Raw genomic sequence first — 19,753 nt, 5'->3', positions numbered from 1 at the left:
GTTTTGAATGTGAAATTGGATTAATCGAGAGCTTGAGGTGATTCATGGCAGATGAAGATATAGAAGGTGGCAGCGGTGGTGGTGGTGGCGGCAAAAAGAAGCTGATCATTATTATTGTCGCCGTGTTGGTGTTACTGGGCGGCGGTGCGGGTGCTTTCTTATTCCTTATGGGCGGCGACAGCGGTTCGGCACAAGAAGATATCGTGATTGAAGAAGCCGAACCAGTCAATTTACAGGCCATTTATGTCACCTTGCCACAACCGTTTGTGTTCAACGTGACAGGAGATATGCAACAGAGACTGGTGCAAGTTAATGTTCAGTTGATGGTGCGTGGCGATAGAAATGAAACAATGGCAAAGCAGAATTTACCGCTGGTTGAACACAGCCTCCTAACGACATTTGGGGCGGCAACCGTGGAACAGCTGCGTACACCGCAAGGACAAGTGGAAGTCCGAAAACAAGCAGTCGACACCGTTCAGGCTGCAATGGAAAAAGTCACCGGCAAAACTGTGGTTGAGCGGGTGTTGTTTACTGGCTTTGTAATGCAATAGGTGCAATGTGACCGATCTACTCAGTCAAGACGAAATTGATGCGCTCCTCCATGGTGTGGACGATACAGAAGACGATGAGCCCGAATCGGGTGGCGGTGGCGATGTTGCTTCCGCCTCCAATTTCGATTTCTCATCGCAAGACCGCATTGTTCGTGGGCGCATGCCCACGCTGGAGCTGATTAACGAGCGTTTCGCGCGACATATGCGGATCAGCTTGTTTAATATGCTGCGTAAAACTGCTGAAGTGTCGATTAACGGCGTTCAGATGGTGAAATTTGGCGAATACCAAAACACCCTGTTTGTCCCAACGAGCTTGAACATGGTGCGCTTCCGTCCTTTGAAAGGGACGTCGCTCGTGACCATGGAAGCGCGATTGGTGTTCATTTTGGTGGAGAACTTCTTCGGTGGTGATGGTCGATTCCACGCCCGTATCGAAGGCCGTGAGTTCACGCCAACTGAGCGTCGTGTCATTCAAATGCTGTTAAAACTGGTATTTGAAGACTACAAAGACGCATGGGCACCCGTGATGAAAGTGGAGTTTGAGTATCTCGACTCCGAAGTGAACCCCGCAATGGCGAACATTGTGAGCCCAACAGAAGTGATTGTGGTGAGCTCATTCCACATTGAATTGGATGGCGGTGGTGGTGATTTCCACGTCGTGATGCCCTATTCCATGGTGGAGCCAATCCGCGAATTACTGGATGCGGGTATCCAAAGCGACAAGATGGATACTGACCTTCGTTGGTCAAAAGCGTTGCAAGACGAAGTGATGGATGTGGAAGTTGAGTTAACAGCGAAACTGCTAGAAACCCAGCTTTCATTGCGTGATCTGATGGAACTGGAAGTCGGGGATGTGATTCCGGTGAAAATGCCAGACGCTTGCACGGTTTATGTCGAAGATTTACCGACGTTCCGCGGAAAAATGGGACAAGCTAACGACAATCTCGCCATTAAGATTAGCGAGAAATTGAAACGCCCTGAAGTGGCGAAAAGCGACATCGTGCTGTTGGAAGAAGAAGATGTGCCTGGGCTAGAGCACATTGATGATAACAGACTGAAGCACGATGACTAACACTGACAAACACGATGTGGTAGATAATCATGAGTGATGTAGAAGACGATTGGGCTGCAGCGCTTGCTGAGCAGGCAGAAGTGGAAGGCGGTGATGACGTTCAAACGGCGCCACTGGATGAGTTGGTGGACGAAGCGCCCCCAATTAATGCCGATGAAGCCCGTAAACTAGATGCCATTCTCGATATTCCCGTGACCATTTCGATGGAAGTGGGGCGCACCAATATTAATATCCGCAACTTACTGCAATTGAACCAAGGTTCGGTGGTGGAGTTAGATCGCCTAGCGGGTGAATCGCTGGATGTGTTGGTCAACGGCACCTTGATCGCCCATGGCGAAGTGGTTGTGGTCAATGATAAGTTTGGTATTCGATTAACGGATGTGATCAGCCAAACTGAGCGTATCAAGAAACTGCGCTAACTGTCTGATCTTTCGGATGTGTAAGTCTCAAACGAATAGGTCATCGAGCGGATAAGTCATTGCACTGGCATTGCCCCTGAATGCCAGAAAAGATGCATCAAAAAAGCACGCCTCTGCTGGCGTGCTTTTTTTCGGCCTGAATTTTGCTTAAACAGGTAAATTGCTCAAAAAACTAACATGAAGAAGAGAAATAATGGCACTTCTACGACTCACGACAATCGGGTTACTGTTTTCGCCGAGCGCGTTTGCGGCTGTCTCTACTGGTGAAAACCTAGCGACAACCTTTGTGGCTCTGCTGGTGGTGATCGGTGTGATTTTTGGATTGGCATGGGTACTTAAGCGTATGCAAGTCCCTTCGCTGATGGGCGCCAAGTCAGGGCTGAAAGTCATAAGCCAACTGCCGCTTGGGCAAAAAGAGCGTGTCCTTGTGATCGATGTTAACGGCGAGCAAGTCTTGGTGGGTGTCACACCGCATCAAATTACATTACTGAAAACCTTGGATACGCCTGTTGCTGAACCAGAGCAAGGTCCGTCTTTTTCTTCTCAACTTAATCAGATCCTGAGAAAAAATGATGCGTCTTAAATCTGTCAGTGCCATTTTTCTGGCGCTTTGTTGTTTTTTTGTCACACCGCTGGCGTTCGCACAAGAAGAGCCTGCGCCCGCGTCTGAAACGGTCGCTGAAACGCTGATCAGTGAGGCGGGTGAAGCCTCAATGATGCGCGCGACGAATGGCGGTGGTGGAATTCCGGCGCTGACGATGACGGTCAACCCTGATGGGGGTGAAGACTATTCGGTGACGTTGCAAATTCTGGCGCTCATGACAGCGCTAGGTTTCCTTCCCGCCATCGTGATTTTGATGACATCGTTTACCCGTATAGTGGTAGTGATGTCGATACTGCGGCAGGCCATGGGTTTGCAGCAAACACCGTCGAATCAGGTCATCATCGGCATTGCCATGTTCCTCACCTTTTTTGTGATGTCACCGGTTATCGACCGCATGAACGTGACCGCGGTACAACCGTATCTGAACGAAGAAATCAGTTCTCGCGAAGCCTTTGACCGTGTTCAGATACCGCTGCGTGAGTTCATGCTCAAGCAAACGCGCGTGAAAGACTTGGAAACCTTTGTAAACATGTCTGGTTCGGATGCGACCGAGCCTGAACAAGTTCCGATGACAGTGCTGATCCCTGCGTTTATCACCTCTGAGTTGAAAACCGCCTTCCAGATTGGATTCATGTTGTTTCTTCCCTTTTTGATTATCGATCTCGTGGTGGCGTCTGTACTGATGGCCATGGGTATGATGATGTTGTCACCCATGATTGTCTCCTTGCCATTTAAGCTCATGCTGTTTGTGCTGGTGGATGGGTGGAACCTCATTTTGTCCACATTAGCCGGCAGTTTTGGGTAGGAGTTCGCTATGGCACCAGAAGCGTTTGTCGAGCTGTTTCAAGATGCTCTGTATCTCATCCTTATTATGGTTTGCGCCATTATTATTCCGGGTCTTATCGTCGGCTTGATCGTGGCTGTTTTCCAAGCGGCAACATCGATCAATGAACAAACACTGAGTTTCCTGCCGCGTTTGATTGCGACACTGGTTGCCTTGATGTTCTTTGGACATTGGATGACGAGAATGCTCATGGAATATTTCATCCGTTTGGTGGAAGAAATCCCCACGCTGCTGTATTGACTGAGCACTCGGCATGGAATATCCCGCGCACATAATTCTTGAGTGGATGGCCCAATTTTTTTGGCCGCTGACACGCATCTCCGCCATGATGATGACCATGACGTTTTTCGGGGCACGTTTCGTCCCTGTGCGGGTGCGTTTGTATCTGTCTCTCGCCATTACCTTTGCTGTGATGCCTGCCATACCGCGTATTCCCGAAACCGTCGAGTTGGTGTCCTTTGGCGGCTTCTTGGTGTTAGCGCAGCAGTTGCTGATCGGCATTGCGATGGGCACGATCACCCAGTACGTGATGCAAACCTTTGTGTTGCTCGGTCAGATAATCGGTATGCAGTCGAGCCTAGGCTTCGCTTCAATGGTTGACCCCGCCAATGGTCAAAACACACCGTTGCTTGGTCAGTTCTATTTGTTTATCGCGACCATGCTGTTTCTTTCTACCGATGGGCATTTGCAAATGCTCAAACTGGTGGTACTGAGTTTCAAAAGCTTGCCGATTGGTGAAACGCTGCAGTCTGCCGATTATCGCGCGTTGGCTGATTGGTTTGGCATCATGTTCAGTGTGGCATTGGGCATGGCGCTGGCGGGCATTATTGCCCTGCTGACGGTCAACATTTCCTTTGGTGTGATGACCCGTGCCGCGCCTCAGTTAAACATTTTCTCGCTCGGCTTTTCCTTTGCCTTGCTGGTTGGTTTGATGATTTGCATGTATTTGCTCAGCGGGATCTTACCGCATTATCTGAACCACTGGGATACAGGTGTGAATGCCATCTGTGACTTGATTCGTCTCGACTGTAACGTGAGCGGAGGTGCCTAATGGCAGAAAACGAAGGCCAAGAACGCACAGAAGACGCCACGCCCCGAAGGCGAGAGCAGGCGCGGGAGAAAGGTCAAGTACCGCGCTCAAGAGAACTGGCATCCGTCGCGGTATTGGTGATTGGCGCTATCGCTTTAATGTGGTTTGGCGAAAGTGTGGGTGAAGCGCTGATGGAAACCATGCGCAAGCTTTTCACGCTCTCACGGGAAGAGATATTCGATGTCACCACCTTAGGGTTGATTACCTACGGGGCGATTTTTCACATTGCTTGGCCACTGACGACAGTGTTGTTGATGCTGTTTGTCGCGGGGCTATTTGGCGCATCAGCGCTGGGTGGGGTGTCGTTCTCTTGGGAAGCAGCAAGACCTAAGCTCTCCAAAATGAGCCCACTGCAGGGGATAAAACGCATGTTTGGCATGCAGAGTATGGTGGAGCTGCTCAAATCGATTTTGAAAGTCGCGCTGGTGGCAGGGGTGGCCTTTTATCTGATGTGGTCGAGTATTGGTGACTTCTATCAGCTAAATGTCGAAATGTTTCCTACTAACCTGTATCACGCGCTCGATATCTTGCTCAATTTTGTCCTGCTGATCTGTTGCTCTTTGCTGGTAGTGGTCGCGATTGATGTGCCGTTCCAGATTTGGCAGCACAATGATCAGCTAAAAATGACCAAGCAAGAAATCAAAGACGAATACAAAGATACGGAAGGTAAACCTGAAGTAAAAGGGCGTATTCGAATGCTCCAGCGTGAAATGGCTCAACGCCGTATGATGGCTGAAGTGCCTTCTGCTGACGTGGTGATCACCAACCCCGAGCACTATTCCGTTGCCCTTCGCTACGACAGCAAAATAGACCGCGCTCCTATCGTGGTTGCTAAAGGCTCGGACTTTATGGCAATCAAAATTCGAGAGATAGCTGCAGAGCATGACATCAGCATTGTTCCCGCTCCGCCATTAGCGCGTGCCGTGTATTACAGCACAGAACTGGAGCAGCAAATCCCCGATGGGCTGTTTGCGGCAGTGGCACAATTGCTGGCTTATGTGTTCCAGCTTAAACAGTATCAAAAAGGGCGTGGGCGTAAGCCGACATCGTTGGCGAACCAACAGCTTCCGATACCGACAGAATTACGGCGCTAATTGGCGGGAAAATACACAGTTAGTGCCATTTTGTTGAAATAAAAGCCAAAAAAACATGGTTCGTTTTTTGCTAGATAGCAACTAGTGATTTATCTCGAGACGACCGACGACCCATGAAGCTCTCTTTGCCGTTCTACGACAAGGTCCAAGAAAAACTCCCATTCAAGCTTGGTGTAATGCCTGCGGTCGGCGCACCTATTTTGGTGCTTGCGGCGCTGGCGATGGTGATACTGCCTGTCCCTGCTCTCTTGCTCGATATGTTCTTCTCATTCAACATCGCGCTGTCGCTTGTCGTCCTTTTGGTCACCATTTATACTCGCCGACCTCTCGATTTCGCGGCCTTCCCAACCGTTCTTCTCATAGCAACCTTACTTCGCTTGGCGCTGAACGTTGCCTCAACGCGTGTGGTATTGCTGCACGGCCATGAAGGGCCCGGTGCTGCAGGTCAGGTTATTGACGCTTTTGGTTCTGTGGTGATTGGCGGTAACTATGCGGTTGGTCTGGTGGTCTTCCTGATTTTGATGATCATCAACTTCATGGTTGTGACCAAGGGTGCGGGCCGTATTTCAGAAGTGAGCGCCCGTTTCACCTTGGATGCATTACCAGGTAAACAAATGGCAATTGATGCCGATTTGAATGCCGGATTAATCAACCAAGACCAAGCTCGCACGCGTCGTTTTGAAGTCACCAAGGAAGCAGACTTCTACGGTTCAATGGACGGTGCATCAAAATTCGTAAAAGGCGATGCCATTGCGGGTATTTTGATTCTGGCGATCAATATCATCGGCGGTTTGTCGATTGGTATGGTGCAGCATGGTGTGAGTTTCTCGGATGCGATTGAAATCTATACCTTGCTGACCATTGGTGATGGCCTGGTCGCACAAATACCGTCGCTACTGCTCTCTATTGGCGCTGCCATCATGGTGACGCGCCAAAACACTGACGAAGACATGGGGCAGCAGGTTGTTTTCCAACTTGTTGATAACCCGAAAGCGTTGATCATCGCAACGGGTATTCTGGTGGTTATGGGTGTCGTGCCGGGTATGCCTCATTTTCCTTTCCTAACGTTGGCACTCATTTGTGGTGGTTTTGCATACTGGAAAATCAAACAGCAAGAGAATGCCAAGAAAGTAGCAGAGGAAAAACCAAAGCAAGATTTGGTCAAACCGAAGCCGAAAGAACTGTCTTGGGATGATGTACAACCCGTTGACGTGATTGGCTTGGAAGTGGGCTATCGCTTAATTCCAATGGTTGACCGCGACCAAGGTGGTGAGCTGCTTGACCGTGTGAAAGGCGTGCGTAAAAAACTATCACAAGACTTTGGTTTCCTGATTCCGCCCGTGCACATTCGCGATAACCTTGAGCTGCCACCAAACAGCTACCGCATAACCTTGATGGGCGTCGCGGTTGGTGAAGCGGATATTCGCCCAGACAAAGAATTGGCGATTAACCCCGGACAGGTGTTTGGCCCCATAGATGGTGAGCCCACCGTCGACCCTGCATTCAACCTTGAAGCGGTTTGGATTGATAAATCTCAGCGCGAGCATGCGCAAGCGCTGGGGTACACCGTTGTCGATTCTGCCACGGTGCTAGCAACCCACTTAAGCCAGATGTTGACTAACAATGCCGAGCGTTTGTTGGGCCATGAAGAAGCACAGAATTTAATCGACATGCTGGCGAAGCAAGCCCCACGCTTGGTTGAAGGCTTGATCCCCGATCTTGTCTCGCTAGGTGCGGTGGTGAAAGTGATGCAGAACCTGCTTAACGAAGCCATCCCTATTCGTGATGTGAGAACTATCATACAGACACTTTCAGAGTATGCGCCGAAGAGTCAAGATCCTGACATTTTGACGGCCGCGGTGCGTATTTCGCTCAAGCGATTAATCGTACAAGAAATCAATGGTATAGAACCCGAATTACCCGTCATTACGCTGGTTCCTGAATTGGAACAGATATTGCATAAAACTATGCAGGCATCAGGTGGCGAGTCCACAGGTATAGAACCAGGGCTTGCAGAGCGACTACAGCAAAGCTTGTCCGAAGCAACACAGCAGCAAGAGCTTCAGGGTGAACCCGCTGTATTGTTAACCTCAGGGGTTCTTCGCTCTACCTTGGCCAAGTTTGTTAAGAACACGATTCCGTCATTGCGTGTCCTGTCATATCAGGAAGTGCCAGACGAAAAACAAATAAGAATTGTAAGAGCGGTTGGCAACTGATGCCGAGCATCAGTAAATCAGGACAACGATTTTGAAGATTAAACGATTTTTTGCCAAAGACATGCGTACTGCATTAGCCGAAGTGAAAGAAGCACTTGGCGCGGATGCGGTCATCATGTCGAACAAGAAAGTGACCGGCGGTGTCGAAATCGTGGCGGCCGTTGATACTGAAACGCCAACTCGTGACGAGCGCAAAGAAGCCGCGAAAACACAAATGGCGCAGAGTATGGATCGCGCACAACAGCCGCGTCGAGTGGCTGATGACAAAGTTCATCTGCGTCGTGATATCAACAAAGAAGCGGCCAAAAAGCCCCTTGGTGGCGCGCTGGGTAGCAAGTTCTCAAGCTTGCTTGATCGCTATCAGTCGCAACTGCCAGGCAGCGAGCGTGTTGAAGAGCCCGAACAAGAAGTTGATTCACTCAGTGCACTACTTGCCCGTCAAAATGACGTACGTCGTCGTGAAACGGAAGCAGCCTATGGTGCGGCGAAGCAATCGCTTCGTCGACCGAACAGCACGCCGAGCAACAACACTGCACAAAATGGTCATGCAAAAAGTCATCATGCTGCTGGTCAAGGTTACGGTTCAACCGCGACGCGTAGCAACCAGCAAGCCAAAGGTCAGGAATTGGACCGCCTTTATCGTCAAAAACGTGACGACTTAGAGCGCCGAGACCCAAGAAGCGCAATGCGTCAGGAAAATCGTCTTGACGACACACGCAAAGAATTACGAAAGCCAGCGCCTCGCCAACCTGATGAAATGGAAGCGATGCGTAAAGAAATGGCAACGATTCGCAGCCTGCTGGAACACCAACTATCAGGTCTAATGTGGCAAGAAGTTGAGCGTAAAGAACCACTTCGCGCCATGTTAATCAAACGCTTGGAAAAAATGGGGATCTCTCCGGTGTTGGCTGACCAATTGGCTGGATATATTCCGGAAGATACCGCCCCTAATGAAGCATGGTCCGAATTGCTAGAACTTGTGGCAGATCAGGTGATTACTTCAAGCGAGAACTTATTGGAAACCGGTGGCGTTATTGCCCTTTTAGGGCCGACTGGCGTAGGGAAAACCACCACCATCGCGAAACTTGCGGCGCGGGCGGCAATGGACTTCGGCCCAGAAGAGATAGCACTGGTGACAACAGATACATTTCGTATCGGCGCGCACGAGCAATTGGCGACTTATGGAAGAATTTTAGGTTGTCCGGTAAAAGTTGCTAAAGATGCAGACACACTGGCCGATATTCTGTATCAGTTACGTCACCGTCGACTGATACTGCTGGATACCGCGGGCATGGGCCAGCGCGATCTGAGGCTATCAGAACAACTTGATACGCTGATTCAAAGCAGTGGTTCACATATCCGAAGCCTACTTGTGTTACCCGCCACCTCACAACGTCGCGTGTTACAAGAGACTATTGATCATTTTCGACGCATTCCCCTTTCAGGGTGTGTGTTAACGAAATTGGATGAATCTCTAAGTTTAGGAGAGTTACTGAGCGTAACCATAGAAAACGCGCTTCCAGTAACCTACTTGGCTGATGGGCAACGAGTGCCAGAAGACATTCGTCACGCCAGTGGAAGATATCTGGTTAACAGGGCTAGTGAACTGATGGATCAAGATTCAGAGCAGCAAAACCATTTCTGGAGTCATGATGTACCAGAGTCGAATGCGGCGGACTTTTATGATTGAGACAACCATGCAAGATCAAGCAAGCGGCCTCCGCCGTCTGACAAACCCGACTCGCACCAAAGTGATCACTGTAACCGGTGGCAAGGGTGGCGTAGGAAAAACAAATATTACCTTGGGTATCGGCATGGCCATGGCGAAGCAAGGTAAAAAAGTCATGGTGCTGGATGCCGACTTGGGTTTGGCGAATATTGATGTGCTTTTGGGTATACGTGTTGGTAAAAACCTTAGCCACGTAATGCAAGGTGTCTGTGACCTTAAAGACATTATTGTAGAAGGCCCTCATGGCTTAAAGATCATTCCTGCTTCATCAGGAATGCGTGGCATGACAGAGCTTTCGACCGCACAACACGCAGGCCTCATTCGTGCGTTTGGTACCTTGGACGAAGAAGTCGATGTGCTGCTTGTCGATACAGCAGCGGGCATCTCAGACATGGTTTTGAGCTTCTCTCGTGCGGCTCAAGACGTGTTAATTGTCGTATGTGATGAGCCTACTTCCATTACCGATGCCTATGCGTTGATCAAGCTGCTAAGCCGTGAACACGGCGTTACCCGCTTCAAAATTGTCGCCAATATGGTGCGCAGTTATCGAGAAGGTCGCGATTTATTTACAAAATTAACGCGTGTAACAGAAAGATTTTTGAATGCTAATCTAGAATTAGTAGCATGTGTTCCATTAGATGAGCGGGTGCGTCAGTCAGTGAAGAAGCAAAAAGTGGTCGTTGATGCGTTTCCTCAATCGCCTGCAGCCTTGGCTTTGAACGCGCTGGCGAACAAAGCGCTGACCTGGCCAGTACCTCGAAACCCAGGTGGACACCTGGAGTTTTTTGTAGAGCGCTTGCTTGTGCGTGATGAAGCCGCTGGGGACTACCTCGGTGAATAGAGCGCTCACCTACAGCAGGACAGGTGCCTCAACGGAGACAGTGTTTGAGCAATATTCCACGCTGGTAAAGCGTATTGCTCATCATCTTGTGTCACGTTTGCCCCCGAATGTGCAGGTTGATGATTTGATTCAGGCGGGCATGATTGGCTTGTTAGAGGCGCAACAAAACTATGACGCCTCGAAAGGTGCAAGTTTTGAAACCTATGCCGGGATCCGAATTCGCGGTGCCATGTTAGATGACATTCGAAAAGGTGACTGGGTTCCGCGCTCTGTACATAGAAATAACCGCCAGATCAGCGAAGTGATTTCGCAACTGGAAGGCGAGTTAGGCCGAGATCCTAGCGACAAAGAAATTGCGAAACGTCTGGGTATGAGCCTCGACCAGTATTACCAGATTCAGAATGACATCAATGCCGGCCGACTCATTGGCATCGAAGATCTGGGCGTTTCAGAAGATGCTTTCGTGACAGAAAGTCATCGTGAAGAGAATCTTCCCTTTGAGGAAGTCGCTGAAGATAGCTTTAAGGCGCACCTAGCCAAAGCCATCAAAGGACTCCCTGAAAGAGAAGCTTTGGTACTCTCTCTCTATTACGACGAGGAACTTAACCTCAAGGAGATTGGTGCCATTATCGGGGTCAGCGAATCCCGAGTTTGCCAGATTCAAAATCAGGCAATGCAGCGGTTACGGACCAAGCTTACTGCTTGGTCAAAGTAAGTTTTTATAATTATAAGGGACCTCACCGGAGGCAACTTTGGACACAAATATGAAAATCCTCATTGTTGATGACTTCTCAACAATGCGACGTATCGTTAAAAACCTCCTTCGTGATCTGGGTTTCAACAACACCGTTGAAGCAGATGACGGCTTAACAGCACTGCCTATTCTCAAGAAGGGTGGTATTGAATTTGTCGTCACTGACTGGAACATGCCGGGTATGCAGGGCATTGATCTGCTCAAAAATATTCGTGCCGATGCTGATCTCAAGCATCTGCCGGTATTGATGATCACGGCAGAAGCCAAGCGTGAACAAATCGTAGAAGCGGCTCAGGCGGGTGTAAATGGTTATATCGTTAAACCATTTACTGCAGCAACCCTGAAAGAGAAGCTGGATAAGATTTTCGAACGCATGTGATTTGCTTCTTCGCGCAGTGAAGGATAATAAAAAAAATGATAACACTCGACCAAGCTAAAGAATTGGTCAGTCTGCTTGAAGACGGAAATCAGGAAAGCGCAAATGAGTTGTTGGTCAAATTGTCCGGCGACACGCGCAATCCTCTTTTCAATGAGGTTGGGAAACTGACCAGGCAGCTGCACGATTCGCTCTCAAATTTTCGTTTGGATCCCCGTATCAATGATCTCGCTAATAGCGAAATCCCTGATGCAAGAGATCGCCTTAATTTTGTTATGGAAAAAACGGAAATTGCTGCCAATCGAACCATGGACGCAGTAGAGGCGACGTTACCTATCGCTGATAACCTCCAAGATTGCCTCGCTCAGGTTAGACCGCAGTGGAACAATCTTATGGGGGGGCGCATTGACCTTGAGAACTTCAAGCAGTTGTGTCATCAGATAGATGGTTTGTTGACGCAGGTTGAAGGTGATACCACCAAGTTACATGGTCAACTCACCGAGATCCTGATGGCGCAAGATTTCCAAGACCTTACAGGTCAGGTTATCCGTCGTGTTATCGATTTGGTTCAAGAAGTTGAAAAACAACTGGTCGAAATCCTGACTGCATTCGGGTTGGATGGTGAGCAGGAAGAATTAGAACCAGAAACAGTACAACAAACTGGCATCGAGGCTGAAGGTCCCGTCGTCACTGAGGAACAGCGTCAAGAGAAAAATGTGATGCAGAGTCAGGATGATGTGGATGATTTACTTTCTAGCCTTGGCTTTTAGGGGGCGTTATGAGCTTTGAAATGGATGAAGAAATCCTGCAGGACTTTTTGATCGAAGCAGGGGAAATTCTGGAACTATTGTCTGAACAGCTTGTGGATCTGGAAAAAACGCCAGAAGACCGTAATTTGTTGAACGCAATTTTCCGAGGGTTTCACACGGTTAAAGGTGGCGCAGGCTTTTTGTCACTCACAGAGCTGGTCGACACCTGTCACGGTGCCGAAAACATCTTTGATAACCTCCGTAATGGCGGCCGCGAAATAAATGCAGAAGTGATGGATATCATCCTTCAAGCACTCGATACCGTGAATGAGCAGTTTGCCTGTGTTCAGCAAAGCGAGCCTGCACCAGCGGCAAATCCGGAGTTGTTGGCAGCATTGCACAAATACAGCAGACCGGCATCTGAAGACGAAGCAGAGCCTGAAGCTGTTGCACCAGAGCCAGAGCCAGAACCAGAGCCAGAACCTGAAGTTGTCACTGAAATGCCAACAGACAGTGGTGATGCGATTGCTGGTGATTCTGTTGACGAAATTACCGATGATGAATTTGATCGTCTACTCGATCAGCTTCATGGTAAAGGTCAATCACCAACAGCGGGTGGTTCAGATCCCGTCGCTCCTTCGGCCCCGTCCGACAGTGGCGATATGACCGATGATGAATTCGATAAATTATTGGATGACCTACACGGTTCTGGTAAAGGCCCAGCCCTTGATAACACTGCACAAGCCTCTCCGCCGCCACAAAATGCGGCAGTAGAAAGCCCAAGCGGTGATGAAATCACGGATGACGAATTTGAAAGGCTGTTAGACGACTTGCATGGTAAGGGCAAAAGCCCTATCGAAAATGCAGCGCCTGCACCGGCTGCAGCGCCAAAAGCAGAACCTGCGCCAGCGCCTGCTCCCGCACCAAAAGCAGAAGCACCAGCAGCAAAGCCTCCGGCAGCAGTAGCGAAACCACCTGCGAAGGTGGAAGAGAAAAAAACACCGGTTCCTCAGCCAGAACAAACAGTACGTGTTAACACGTCTACGCTCGATACCATCATGAACATGGTGGGTGAGCTGGTACTTGTACGTAACCGCTTGGTGAGCTTAGGCGCAAACAGCGAAGATGAGCACATGGCGAAGGCGGTTACGAACCTCGACGTTGTGACGGCTGATTTGCAGGGTGCAGTGATGCAAACCCGCATGCAACCCATCAAAAAGGTGTTTGGCCGTTTCCCTCGCGTTGTTCGCGATTTGGCACGTACGCTCAAAAAAGACATCGTGCTGGAAATGCGCGGTGAAGAAACTGATCTTGATAAAAACTTGGTTGAGGCACTGGCCGACCCAATGGTCCACTTGGTGCGTAACTCGGTTGACCACGGGATTGAAATGCCCGACGTTCGCGAGCAAAACGGTAAACCTCGCGTAGGCACTGTGACGCTGGCTGCATCTCAAGAAGGTGATCATATCCTGCTTACCATTGAAGATGATGGTGGCGGTATGGATGCAGAAAAACTTCGTGGCATTGCGGTTAATCGTGGCGTGATGGACGCTGACGCGGCAGCGCGTTTGACGGACACCGAAGCTTTCAACCTGATTTTCGCGCCAGGCTTCTCAACCAAAACCGAGATTTCAGACATCTCCGGTCGTGGTGTGGGCATGGACGTGGTGAAAACTGCTATCACCCAGCTTAACGGGACGATTTCTATCGACTCGGCGCTTGGTCGCGGCACTGTTATCTCGATCAAAGTGCCCCTCACGCTGGCGATCTTGCCAACATTGATGGTCGGCATTGGTAACAATCCGTTTGCGTTTCCTCTCTCTAATGTTAATGAAATCATTGGCTTGGATTTGTCGAAAACCAATACGATTGACGGCCAATTGACCATTATTGTTCGTGAAAAAGCCATTCCTTTGTTCTACCTCCAAGATTGGTTGTGTAAGACAAGGGCGACAGTGAGAGACAGCGGACATGTCGTGGTGGTTCAGATGGGCCATCAGCCTGTTGCGTTTGTGGTGGATTCGTTGATTGGACAGGAAGAAGTGGTCATCAAACCGCTGGATGAATTGTTGCAAGGAACGCCAGGTATGGCGGGTGCAACCATCACCAGTGATGGACACATAGCATTGATTCTTGATGTTCCTAATCTGCTCAAGCGCTACGCTGGTCGATAATAATTTGAAGGAATAACATGGCAGTGAAAGTACTGGTGGTGGATGACTCGAGCTTTTTCCGCCGCCGAGTGAGTGAAATTATCAACGGGGATCCTCGCCTTGAAGTGATTGACTGTGCAGTCAATGGTAAAGAGGCAGTAGAAAAAGCAGCTAAGCTGAAACCCGATGTCATTACGATGGACATCGAAATGCCAGTTATGGATGGTATTACTGCGGTTCGAGAGATCATGCGGACCAATCCAACACCCATTTTGATGTTCTCCTCACTGACACATGACGGCGCAAAAGCAACGCTAGATGCGTTGGATGCTGGCGCACTTGACTTCCTGCCGAAGAAATTCGAAGACATCGCGCGCAATCGTGATGAAGCAGTCGGCTTGTTGCAGCAACGTGTGAACGAAATTGCGCGTAAGCGTTCGTTCATGCGTCGTCCAGCGGCGACGCCTTCACCTGCTATGGCAACCTCAACGTCCAGTGCAATACCTGGACGTACACCGGTGAGACCATTAGCGGGCAGTGCGCCAACGCCTACAGCTGTCCCGATCGCGCGAACAGCCTCAGCCACAGGTCGTTTCAAAGCCAGTGGTAAGCGTTATCAATTGACTGCAATTGGTACGTCGACAGGTGGCCCGGTTGCACTGCAAAAAGTGCTCAGTGCGTTACCTGCCAACTACCCGATGCCGATTTTGTTGATTCAGCATATGCCTTCCACCTTCACTGCCGCCTTTGCTCAGCGCTTAAATGGCTTGTGTAAGATTGCTGTGAAAGAAGCAGAAGATGGTGAGCCATTGAAAGCGGGAACTGCTTATCTGGCTCCCGGTGGCATGCAGATGATGATTGATGGACGCCCAGGTTCAACGCGTGTCAAAATTATCGACGGTGGCGATCGTATGAACTACAAACCGTGTGTTGATGTGACATTCGGTTCAGCTGCAAACGTCTATGGCGACAAAGTGCTGTCTATGATCCTCACCGGGATGGGGGCTGATGGTCGTGACGGTGCTAGAATGCTGAAACAACAAGGTTCAACCGTTTGGGCACAAGATGAGGACAGCTGTGTTGTCTATGGCATGCCGCAAGCAGTGGCCAAAGCAGGGATTTCTACGGAAGATCTGCCACTTGATCGCATTGCAGAGCGCATCCTCGTCGAGCTCAATCTGTCTTAAGGAGCGGCTGTGATAGTCTGGAGCATTGCAAACCAGAAGGGTGGGGTTGGGAAAACAACCTCGACCATTACCCTAGCTGGGCTTCTCAGTGAAAGAAACAAACGTGTGTTGTTAATCGACACCGATCCTCATGCGTCGCTGACAACCTATCTGAATTACGATTCGGACAAGCTGCCGCGCACGTTGTTTGATCTATTCCAACTGCAGACTATCAATCGAGATACGGTTAAACCTCTCATTCTGAACACTGAGTACAAAAACCTCGATCTGTTGCCATCGCATATGTCGCTGGCCACACTGGATCGCGCAATGGGTAATCGTGGCGGAATGGGGTTAATGCTGAAAAAAACCTTGGCTTGTCTTGAAGAAGATTACGATTACGCGCTGATCGATTGTCCGCCTATTTTGGGGGTGATGATGGTGAATGCCTTGGCAGCCAGTAATCGTATTCTGATCCCGGTTCAAACAGAGTTCTTGGCTATGAAAGGCTTGGAACGCATGATCAGAACATTACAGATCATGCAAAAATCCCGAAGCTCAGCATTTAAAGTGTGCATTGTTCCTACCATGTATGACAAACGCACACGGGCTTCGTTGGAAACGTTGCAAGAGCTTAAAGTGCGTTATCCCGATCAGGTTTGGACATCCGCTGTGCCGATTGATACGAAATTTCGCGATGCCAGCTTAAAGCACATGCCGCCTTCGTATTATGCGAAAAACTGTCGCGGCGTATTTGCTTATAAAACGCTGCTCTCTTATTTGGAGCGACTGGAACAGGATGAAAGATAGCCGTGGCTTGTCCAGCGTTCAGGCGCTGGACGATTATTTTGATGCGTTGTTGGTAGACGATAGTCTGCCACAGGCGCAAGACACGGATGCGACTGCGCAGCAGATTGCAGAAACAGCTGAATTTAAACCTCAGCCTGTGTTGGTTGAACCTATCACTCATTTTCATGGCGCGACGCTGACCAAAGAAGAAAGGGATCTGTCGTCCGTTGAAAAGCTGCTTAGTCAACTTCAGCTAGAAGAAGATCTAGAAGTAGAAATTGAAGTAGAAGAGGAAGAGCTGCTTGTCGTCGAAGCTGTTGTCAGCGCTCAGGTCGACGCTTTGGCTGAGACATTGGTGACTGAAGCCCAGGATTTAGCCGTTGATATTGATACAAAGGTAGATACCGCTACAGAAGTGATTCAAGAAGCCGCTATTGATATAGCGGTAGAAACAGAAACCACTTATGTTCAGCCTGAGGTCGCCGAAGAGATTGATATCGATACCACGGTTGAAGCTGTCGTTGAGGCAGTGGTTGATGATGTGGTCATCGAACAGGTTGAAGAGATTGTCATCGACCATGTTGAGATCGACCAATCAGTTAATGCAGAAACTGATACAGAGACACAAACTGAACCTGAAACGCAAGCCGATGAAGACATTGCGCCGCCTTGGCAAAACATTGCATCAGAGTATGCATTTCAGGTCTTGTTCTTTGAATCGTTTGGTGTGACCTATGCTGTGCCATTGGCGGAGCTTGGGGGGATTCACAAGCTGGAAGACTGCAATCATCTTATCGGTCGACCAGACTGGTACTTGGGTTTGCAGACTGAACGTGATCAGCAACTCGACGTTGTCGATACGGCAATGTGGGTAATGCCAGAAAAAATAACAGATAACAGCCATCGCGACGGCTATAGTTATATTGTGATCTTGGGTGACAGCAAGTGGGGGTTGGCTTGCAATACCCTACTAGGCACAGAGTCACTTAAGGGCGAACAAGTGCGATGGCGTGAACAAGCTGGCAAACGGCCTTGGTTGGCTGGATTAGTAAAACAAAAGATGTGCGCATTGATTCACGTCGAAGCGCTAATTGCCATGCTAAATCAAGGTATAGATGCCAACGCGTTGGTGTAATTGACGCAGCACAGCACGTTAAAGAGGAAAATAAATGGGTCAGGTAGCTGAAATTCAAAAAGATAACGTGAATGATGAGGTTCTGCAGTGGGTGACCTTCCAATTGGAAGATGAAACCTATGGCATTAATGTCATGCAGGTTCGAGAAGTTTTACGTTATAGCGAAATCGCGCCGGTTCCGGGTGCACCAGACTATGTGCTGGGTATCATCAACCTTCGTGGTAACGTCGTGACGGTTATCGACACGCGCTCTCGTTTTGGTTTGATGCAAGGCGATGTTTCTGACAATACGCGTGTAATCGTGATTGAAGCAGAATCGCAAGTCATTGGTATCATGGTGGATAGCGTTGCAGAGGTGGTTTACCTCAGAACGTCTGAAATTGACACCACGCCAAGTGTGGGTACGGATGAAAGTGCCAAGTTTATTCAAGGTGTTAGCAACCGCAATGGCAGTCTGCTGATCTTGGTTGACTTGAACAAGCTGCTCTCTGACGATGAGTGGTCAGACATGGCTATGCTGTAATGCTTGACGTCGCATTGCATTGGCTACCGCTCGGTGTGTCTATCACTGTGGCGGTGGTTGCTTTCTTGCTACTGCGTCGAGAGAAAAAAGCCCGCTTGAGCTTGGATGCAAAATTTCAGGCTATGGAGCTGTTATATAAAAACTCTCGCCAGCAGCATGAGAGCCTGTCAAAGCAATTCAATGAATTGCGTGCTGGCTCGATAGGCATGAGCCAGAAACTTGCCGAGCTTTCCCAACGATTCGATGACTTGGTTGATAAGCAAAACGAGTTAGAAATGCACGATCCGGATGGTCGCCTGTACAGTCGAGCAAGCAAGATGGTGGAGTTAGGTGCCGATATTCATGAGCTGATGGAAGAATGTGATCTTCCAAAAGCCGAAGCGGAACTTTTACTGAGCATCAGAAAGCAACGGATGGTGAGATAGGCTCTCTTCTTTTTGAGGAGAAAGCGCTGCGCTCACACTGATTTGTTGACGACAGACCCTTCCCATCCGGGCGGGGTTTTTCCGTCTAAATACCATGCAAAAGCAATCAACTCTGCAATCACTATGTACAATTGCTCTGGGATGTCATCGCCCACTTCCAATGCAGATAGCCAATTTATTAAAGTTTCATCACTGTGTATCAAACCGCCATTCTTCTCCATCTCTTCAATCAATTTCTCGGCTAAAGCTTCATAGCCTTTTGCACTGACTTGTGGTGCGTTGACACCGTCATAACGAAGCGCCACTGCGCTTTTGGGCTTTTTCATACTTGAATATTCACTCCTGACGTTAAGAGTGTGGGTTGACTGTCTTCTGTCACCCGTATTTCGCAATGAGAGACGCAAATGTCGTGTTTACTGAGCTGCTTCTCTAGGGCGGGGATAGTCTGTTCGAGCAGCTGCTCTACCGAGGGTGAATCTGTCGAGAAATGCAATGCCAATGATTTTCCGTCTAATTCTGCTGTGGCGCTCAGTTGGCGGTTTTTTGACAGTGTCAGGTTAATCGTGACACTCCAAAGGGATTTTTTCCGCTTACCTCGGGTCTTATTTTTAGCGGTGATATGTACTGGCGTTGGCAATAACTGACTCAGAGGGAAATACCAATGATATTCATTGGCCTTGTTACCGTCTAATACCCGTTGCTCAGTGAGTAGCATAAGGAGTGCTTTGAGTTTTCCTCCGCCTTCGCTGTCCGCCCCTGATGCGGCAAACTTTAACGCCTCAAGCAGTGCTTTGTCGGCATGCCGCTCAGCCAACCACTTTGCCGCAAGTTCTGGGGTGTTGGGTATGACAAGTGCTTTTAAAAGCGCACCGAGGGGGCTCGGTTCATTGGATTTCCCCACCGTAGCAGAGGGTGATGAGTGCAGCAGAAGGGGAAACAGGTTGAGCAGTCTTAAAAACTGCGCAATTTGAGAAGATACCGGCTGAGTGGGGGAACTCGTAGACGTTTTCTCTTGTCCGACCTGCAACAGTTCGCCCTGAAGTTTGTTTTTTAGGCTCTCAAGCGTTAATGCACTGATGTTGCTCACGTTATCTATTTTCATATTTACTCACAATTATTAACGCATGGCGAACAAGAGCGGGATCACGCCACTAACAGTATTAAAAACCTCTATGTTATTATCGGGCACAATTTTGAATACTTTATCGGAAACACTGATTTCT

22 protein-coding genes are annotated in these 19,753 nt (G+C 49.1%); 20 read left to right on the top strand and 2 right to left on the bottom strand.

The features are described 5' to 3' along the window. Positions 1 to 44: 44 nt before the first annotated feature. The 20 genes from fliL (at position 45) to AB8599_RS11450 (ending at position 18,530) form a co-directional block, all read left to right on the top strand. Positions 45 to 551 carry a flagellar basal body-associated protein FliL gene (fliL, locus tag AB8599_RS11545; RefSeq protein WP_407331067.1) on the top strand — a complete coding sequence of 169 codons (507 nt, stop codon included), beginning with the start codon at positions 45 to 47 and terminating at the stop codon, positions 549 to 551. Between the two features lie 7 nt (positions 552 to 558). After that, a complete protein-coding gene (gene fliM / locus AB8599_RS11540; RefSeq protein WP_407331066.1) occupies positions 559 to 1,623 on the top strand; it encodes a flagellar motor switch protein FliM in 1,065 nt (354 codons plus the stop codon). A 29-nt stretch (positions 1,624 to 1,652) separates the two neighbouring features. Continuing rightward, complete coding sequence (gene fliN / locus AB8599_RS11535) at positions 1,653 to 2,042, top strand: flagellar motor switch protein FliN (protein WP_016960137.1); 390 nt, start codon at positions 1,653 to 1,655, stop codon at positions 2,040 to 2,042. 193 nt (positions 2,043 to 2,235) lie between these two features. Beyond that, positions 2,236 to 2,625 carry a flagellar biosynthetic protein FliO gene (gene fliO / locus AB8599_RS11530; RefSeq protein WP_407331065.1) on the top strand — a complete coding sequence of 130 codons (390 nt, stop codon included), beginning with the start codon at positions 2,236 to 2,238 and terminating at the stop codon, positions 2,623 to 2,625. Further along, complete coding sequence (fliP, locus tag AB8599_RS11525; RefSeq protein WP_407333216.1) at positions 2,615 to 3,451, top strand: flagellar type III secretion system pore protein FliP; 837 nt, start codon at positions 2,615 to 2,617, stop codon at positions 3,449 to 3,451. Before fliO ends, fliP begins: the two co-directional genes overlap by 11 nt. 9 nt (positions 3,452 to 3,460) lie before the next feature. Further along, a complete protein-coding gene (fliQ, locus tag AB8599_RS11520; RefSeq protein ID WP_407331064.1) occupies positions 3,461 to 3,730 on the top strand; it encodes a flagellar biosynthesis protein FliQ in 270 nt (89 codons plus the stop codon). A 13-nt stretch (positions 3,731 to 3,743) separates the two neighbouring features. Then, positions 3,744 to 4,541 carry a flagellar biosynthetic protein FliR gene (gene fliR / locus AB8599_RS11515; RefSeq protein ID WP_407331063.1) on the top strand — a complete coding sequence of 266 codons (798 nt, stop codon included), beginning with the start codon at positions 3,744 to 3,746 and terminating at the stop codon, positions 4,539 to 4,541. Further along, positions 4,541 to 5,674: a flagellar biosynthesis protein FlhB gene (gene flhB / locus AB8599_RS11510; RefSeq protein ID WP_407331062.1), complete on the top strand. Its 1,134-nt coding sequence runs from the start codon at positions 4,541 to 4,543 to the stop codon at positions 5,672 to 5,674. Before fliR ends, flhB begins: the two co-directional genes overlap by 1 nt. A gap of 113 nt (positions 5,675 to 5,787) precedes the next feature. Further along, positions 5,788 to 7,890 (top strand): flagellar biosynthesis protein FlhA, encoded by a 2,103-nt coding sequence (gene flhA / locus AB8599_RS11505; RefSeq protein WP_407331061.1) that lies wholly within the window; start codon positions 5,788 to 5,790, stop codon positions 7,888 to 7,890. Positions 7,891 to 7,921: 31 nt separating this feature from the next. Beyond that, positions 7,922 to 9,580 carry a flagellar biosynthesis protein FlhF gene (gene flhF, locus AB8599_RS11500; RefSeq protein ID WP_407331060.1) on the top strand — a complete coding sequence of 553 codons (1,659 nt, stop codon included), beginning with the start codon at positions 7,922 to 7,924 and terminating at the stop codon, positions 9,578 to 9,580. Continuing rightward, positions 9,573 to 10,460: a MinD/ParA family protein gene (locus AB8599_RS11495; protein ID WP_407331059.1), complete on the top strand. Its 888-nt coding sequence runs from the start codon at positions 9,573 to 9,575 to the stop codon at positions 10,458 to 10,460. The genes flhF and AB8599_RS11495 overlap by 8 nt, the downstream gene beginning before the upstream one ends. Then, positions 10,453 to 11,175 carry an RNA polymerase sigma factor FliA gene (locus AB8599_RS11490; protein WP_407331058.1) on the top strand — a complete coding sequence of 241 codons (723 nt, stop codon included), beginning with the start codon at positions 10,453 to 10,455 and terminating at the stop codon, positions 11,173 to 11,175. Before AB8599_RS11495 ends, AB8599_RS11490 begins: the two co-directional genes overlap by 8 nt. A 49-nt stretch (positions 11,176 to 11,224) precedes the next feature. Then, on the top strand, positions 11,225 to 11,593 hold the full coding sequence (cheY, locus tag AB8599_RS11485; RefSeq protein ID WP_016960147.1) for a chemotaxis response regulator CheY: 369 nt from the start codon (positions 11,225 to 11,227) through the stop codon (positions 11,591 to 11,593). Positions 11,594 to 11,628: 35 nt separating this feature from the next. Further along, complete coding sequence (locus tag AB8599_RS11480) at positions 11,629 to 12,360, top strand: protein phosphatase CheZ (protein WP_407331057.1); 732 nt, start codon at positions 11,629 to 11,631, stop codon at positions 12,358 to 12,360. Between the two features lie 8 nt (positions 12,361 to 12,368). Next, positions 12,369 to 14,513: a chemotaxis protein CheA gene (locus tag AB8599_RS11475; RefSeq protein WP_407331056.1), complete on the top strand. Its 2,145-nt coding sequence runs from the start codon at positions 12,369 to 12,371 to the stop codon at positions 14,511 to 14,513. 17 nt (positions 14,514 to 14,530) lie between these two features. Further along, positions 14,531 to 15,679, top strand: a complete 1,149-nt coding sequence (locus AB8599_RS11470; RefSeq protein WP_407331054.1) for a chemotaxis response regulator protein-glutamate methylesterase — start codon at positions 14,531 to 14,533, stop codon at positions 15,677 to 15,679. Positions 15,680 to 15,688: 9 nt separating this feature from the next. Next, positions 15,689 to 16,468 carry a ParA family protein gene (locus AB8599_RS11465; RefSeq protein WP_407331053.1) on the top strand — a complete coding sequence of 260 codons (780 nt, stop codon included), beginning with the start codon at positions 15,689 to 15,691 and terminating at the stop codon, positions 16,466 to 16,468. Next, positions 16,458 to 17,582, top strand: a complete 1,125-nt coding sequence (locus tag AB8599_RS11460; RefSeq protein WP_407331052.1) for a chemotaxis protein CheW — start codon at positions 16,458 to 16,460, stop codon at positions 17,580 to 17,582. The genes AB8599_RS11465 and AB8599_RS11460 overlap by 11 nt, the downstream gene beginning before the upstream one ends. Before the next feature lie 34 nt (positions 17,583 to 17,616). Beyond that, positions 17,617 to 18,105: a chemotaxis protein CheW gene (locus tag AB8599_RS11455; RefSeq protein WP_407331051.1), complete on the top strand. Its 489-nt coding sequence runs from the start codon at positions 17,617 to 17,619 to the stop codon at positions 18,103 to 18,105. Next, positions 18,105 to 18,530: a DUF2802 domain-containing protein gene (locus AB8599_RS11450; protein WP_407331050.1), complete on the top strand. Its 426-nt coding sequence runs from the start codon at positions 18,105 to 18,107 to the stop codon at positions 18,528 to 18,530. Before AB8599_RS11455 ends, AB8599_RS11450 begins: the two co-directional genes overlap by 1 nt. A 32-nt stretch (positions 18,531 to 18,562) precedes the next feature. Here AB8599_RS11450 and AB8599_RS11445 read toward each other — a convergent pair whose 3' ends face one another. Together AB8599_RS11445 and AB8599_RS11440 are read right to left on the bottom strand one after the other, a co-directional pair. After that, on the bottom strand, positions 18,563 to 18,856 hold the full coding sequence (locus tag AB8599_RS11445) for an EscU/YscU/HrcU family type III secretion system export apparatus switch protein (RefSeq protein ID WP_407331049.1): 294 nt from the start codon (positions 18,854 to 18,856) through the stop codon (positions 18,563 to 18,565). Continuing rightward, complete coding sequence (locus AB8599_RS11440) at positions 18,853 to 19,632, bottom strand: flagellar hook-length control protein FliK (RefSeq protein ID WP_407331048.1); 780 nt, start codon at positions 19,630 to 19,632, stop codon at positions 18,853 to 18,855. The genes AB8599_RS11445 and AB8599_RS11440 overlap by 4 nt, the downstream gene beginning before the upstream one ends. Positions 19,633 to 19,753: the final 121 nt, after the last annotated feature.

Origin of the sequence: Enterovibrio litoreus, from assembly GCF_045679545.1 — a bacterium.
Lineage (GTDB): Bacteria > Pseudomonadota > Gammaproteobacteria > Enterobacterales > Vibrionaceae > Enterovibrio.
The sequence above is the reverse complement of the archived record's forward strand: the minus strand, read 5'-3'. Positions and strand labels throughout refer to the sequence as shown.

What these genes read in the sequence shown, in the direction of transcription:
- fliO (WP_407331065.1), top strand. Translation starts at nt 2,236, where the DNA reads ATGGCACTTCTACGACTCACGACAATCGGGTTACTGTTTTCGCCGAGC.
- AB8599_RS11450 (WP_407331050.1), top strand. Translation starts at nt 18,105, where the DNA reads ATGCTTGACGTCGCATTGCATTGGCTACCGCTCGGTGTGTCTATCACT.
- flhB (WP_407331062.1), top strand. Translation starts at nt 4,541, where the DNA reads ATGGCAGAAAACGAAGGCCAAGAACGCACAGAAGACGCCACGCCCCGA.
- AB8599_RS11455 (WP_407331051.1), top strand. Translation starts at nt 17,617, where the DNA reads ATGGGTCAGGTAGCTGAAATTCAAAAAGATAACGTGAATGATGAGGTT.
- fliR (WP_407331063.1), top strand. Translation starts at nt 3,744, where the DNA reads ATGGAATATCCCGCGCACATAATTCTTGAGTGGATGGCCCAATTTTTT.
- AB8599_RS11475 (WP_407331056.1), top strand. Translation starts at nt 12,369, where the DNA reads ATGAGCTTTGAAATGGATGAAGAAATCCTGCAGGACTTTTTGATCGAA.
- fliP (WP_407333216.1), top strand. Translation starts at nt 2,615, where the DNA reads ATGCGTCTTAAATCTGTCAGTGCCATTTTTCTGGCGCTTTGTTGTTTT.
- cheY (WP_016960147.1), top strand. Translation starts at nt 11,225, where the DNA reads ATGAAAATCCTCATTGTTGATGACTTCTCAACAATGCGACGTATCGTT.
- fliL (WP_407331067.1), top strand. Translation starts at nt 45, where the DNA reads ATGGCAGATGAAGATATAGAAGGTGGCAGCGGTGGTGGTGGTGGCGGC.
- AB8599_RS11440 (WP_407331048.1), bottom strand. Translation starts at nt 19,632, where the DNA reads ATGAAAATAGATAACGTGAGCAACATCAGTGCATTAACGCTTGAGAGC.
- fliQ (WP_407331064.1), top strand. Translation starts at nt 3,461, where the DNA reads ATGGCACCAGAAGCGTTTGTCGAGCTGTTTCAAGATGCTCTGTATCTC.
- AB8599_RS11445 (WP_407331049.1), bottom strand. Translation starts at nt 18,856, where the DNA reads ATGAAAAAGCCCAAAAGCGCAGTGGCGCTTCGTTATGACGGTGTCAAC.
- AB8599_RS11480 (WP_407331057.1), top strand. Translation starts at nt 11,629, where the DNA reads ATGATAACACTCGACCAAGCTAAAGAATTGGTCAGTCTGCTTGAAGAC.
- AB8599_RS11470 (WP_407331054.1), top strand. Translation starts at nt 14,531, where the DNA reads ATGGCAGTGAAAGTACTGGTGGTGGATGACTCGAGCTTTTTCCGCCGC.
- AB8599_RS11460 (WP_407331052.1), top strand. Translation starts at nt 16,458, where the DNA reads ATGAAAGATAGCCGTGGCTTGTCCAGCGTTCAGGCGCTGGACGATTAT.
- flhA (WP_407331061.1), top strand. Translation starts at nt 5,788, where the DNA reads ATGAAGCTCTCTTTGCCGTTCTACGACAAGGTCCAAGAAAAACTCCCA.
- AB8599_RS11495 (WP_407331059.1), top strand. Translation starts at nt 9,573, where the DNA reads ATGATTGAGACAACCATGCAAGATCAAGCAAGCGGCCTCCGCCGTCTG.
- fliN (WP_016960137.1), top strand. Translation starts at nt 1,653, where the DNA reads ATGAGTGATGTAGAAGACGATTGGGCTGCAGCGCTTGCTGAGCAGGCA.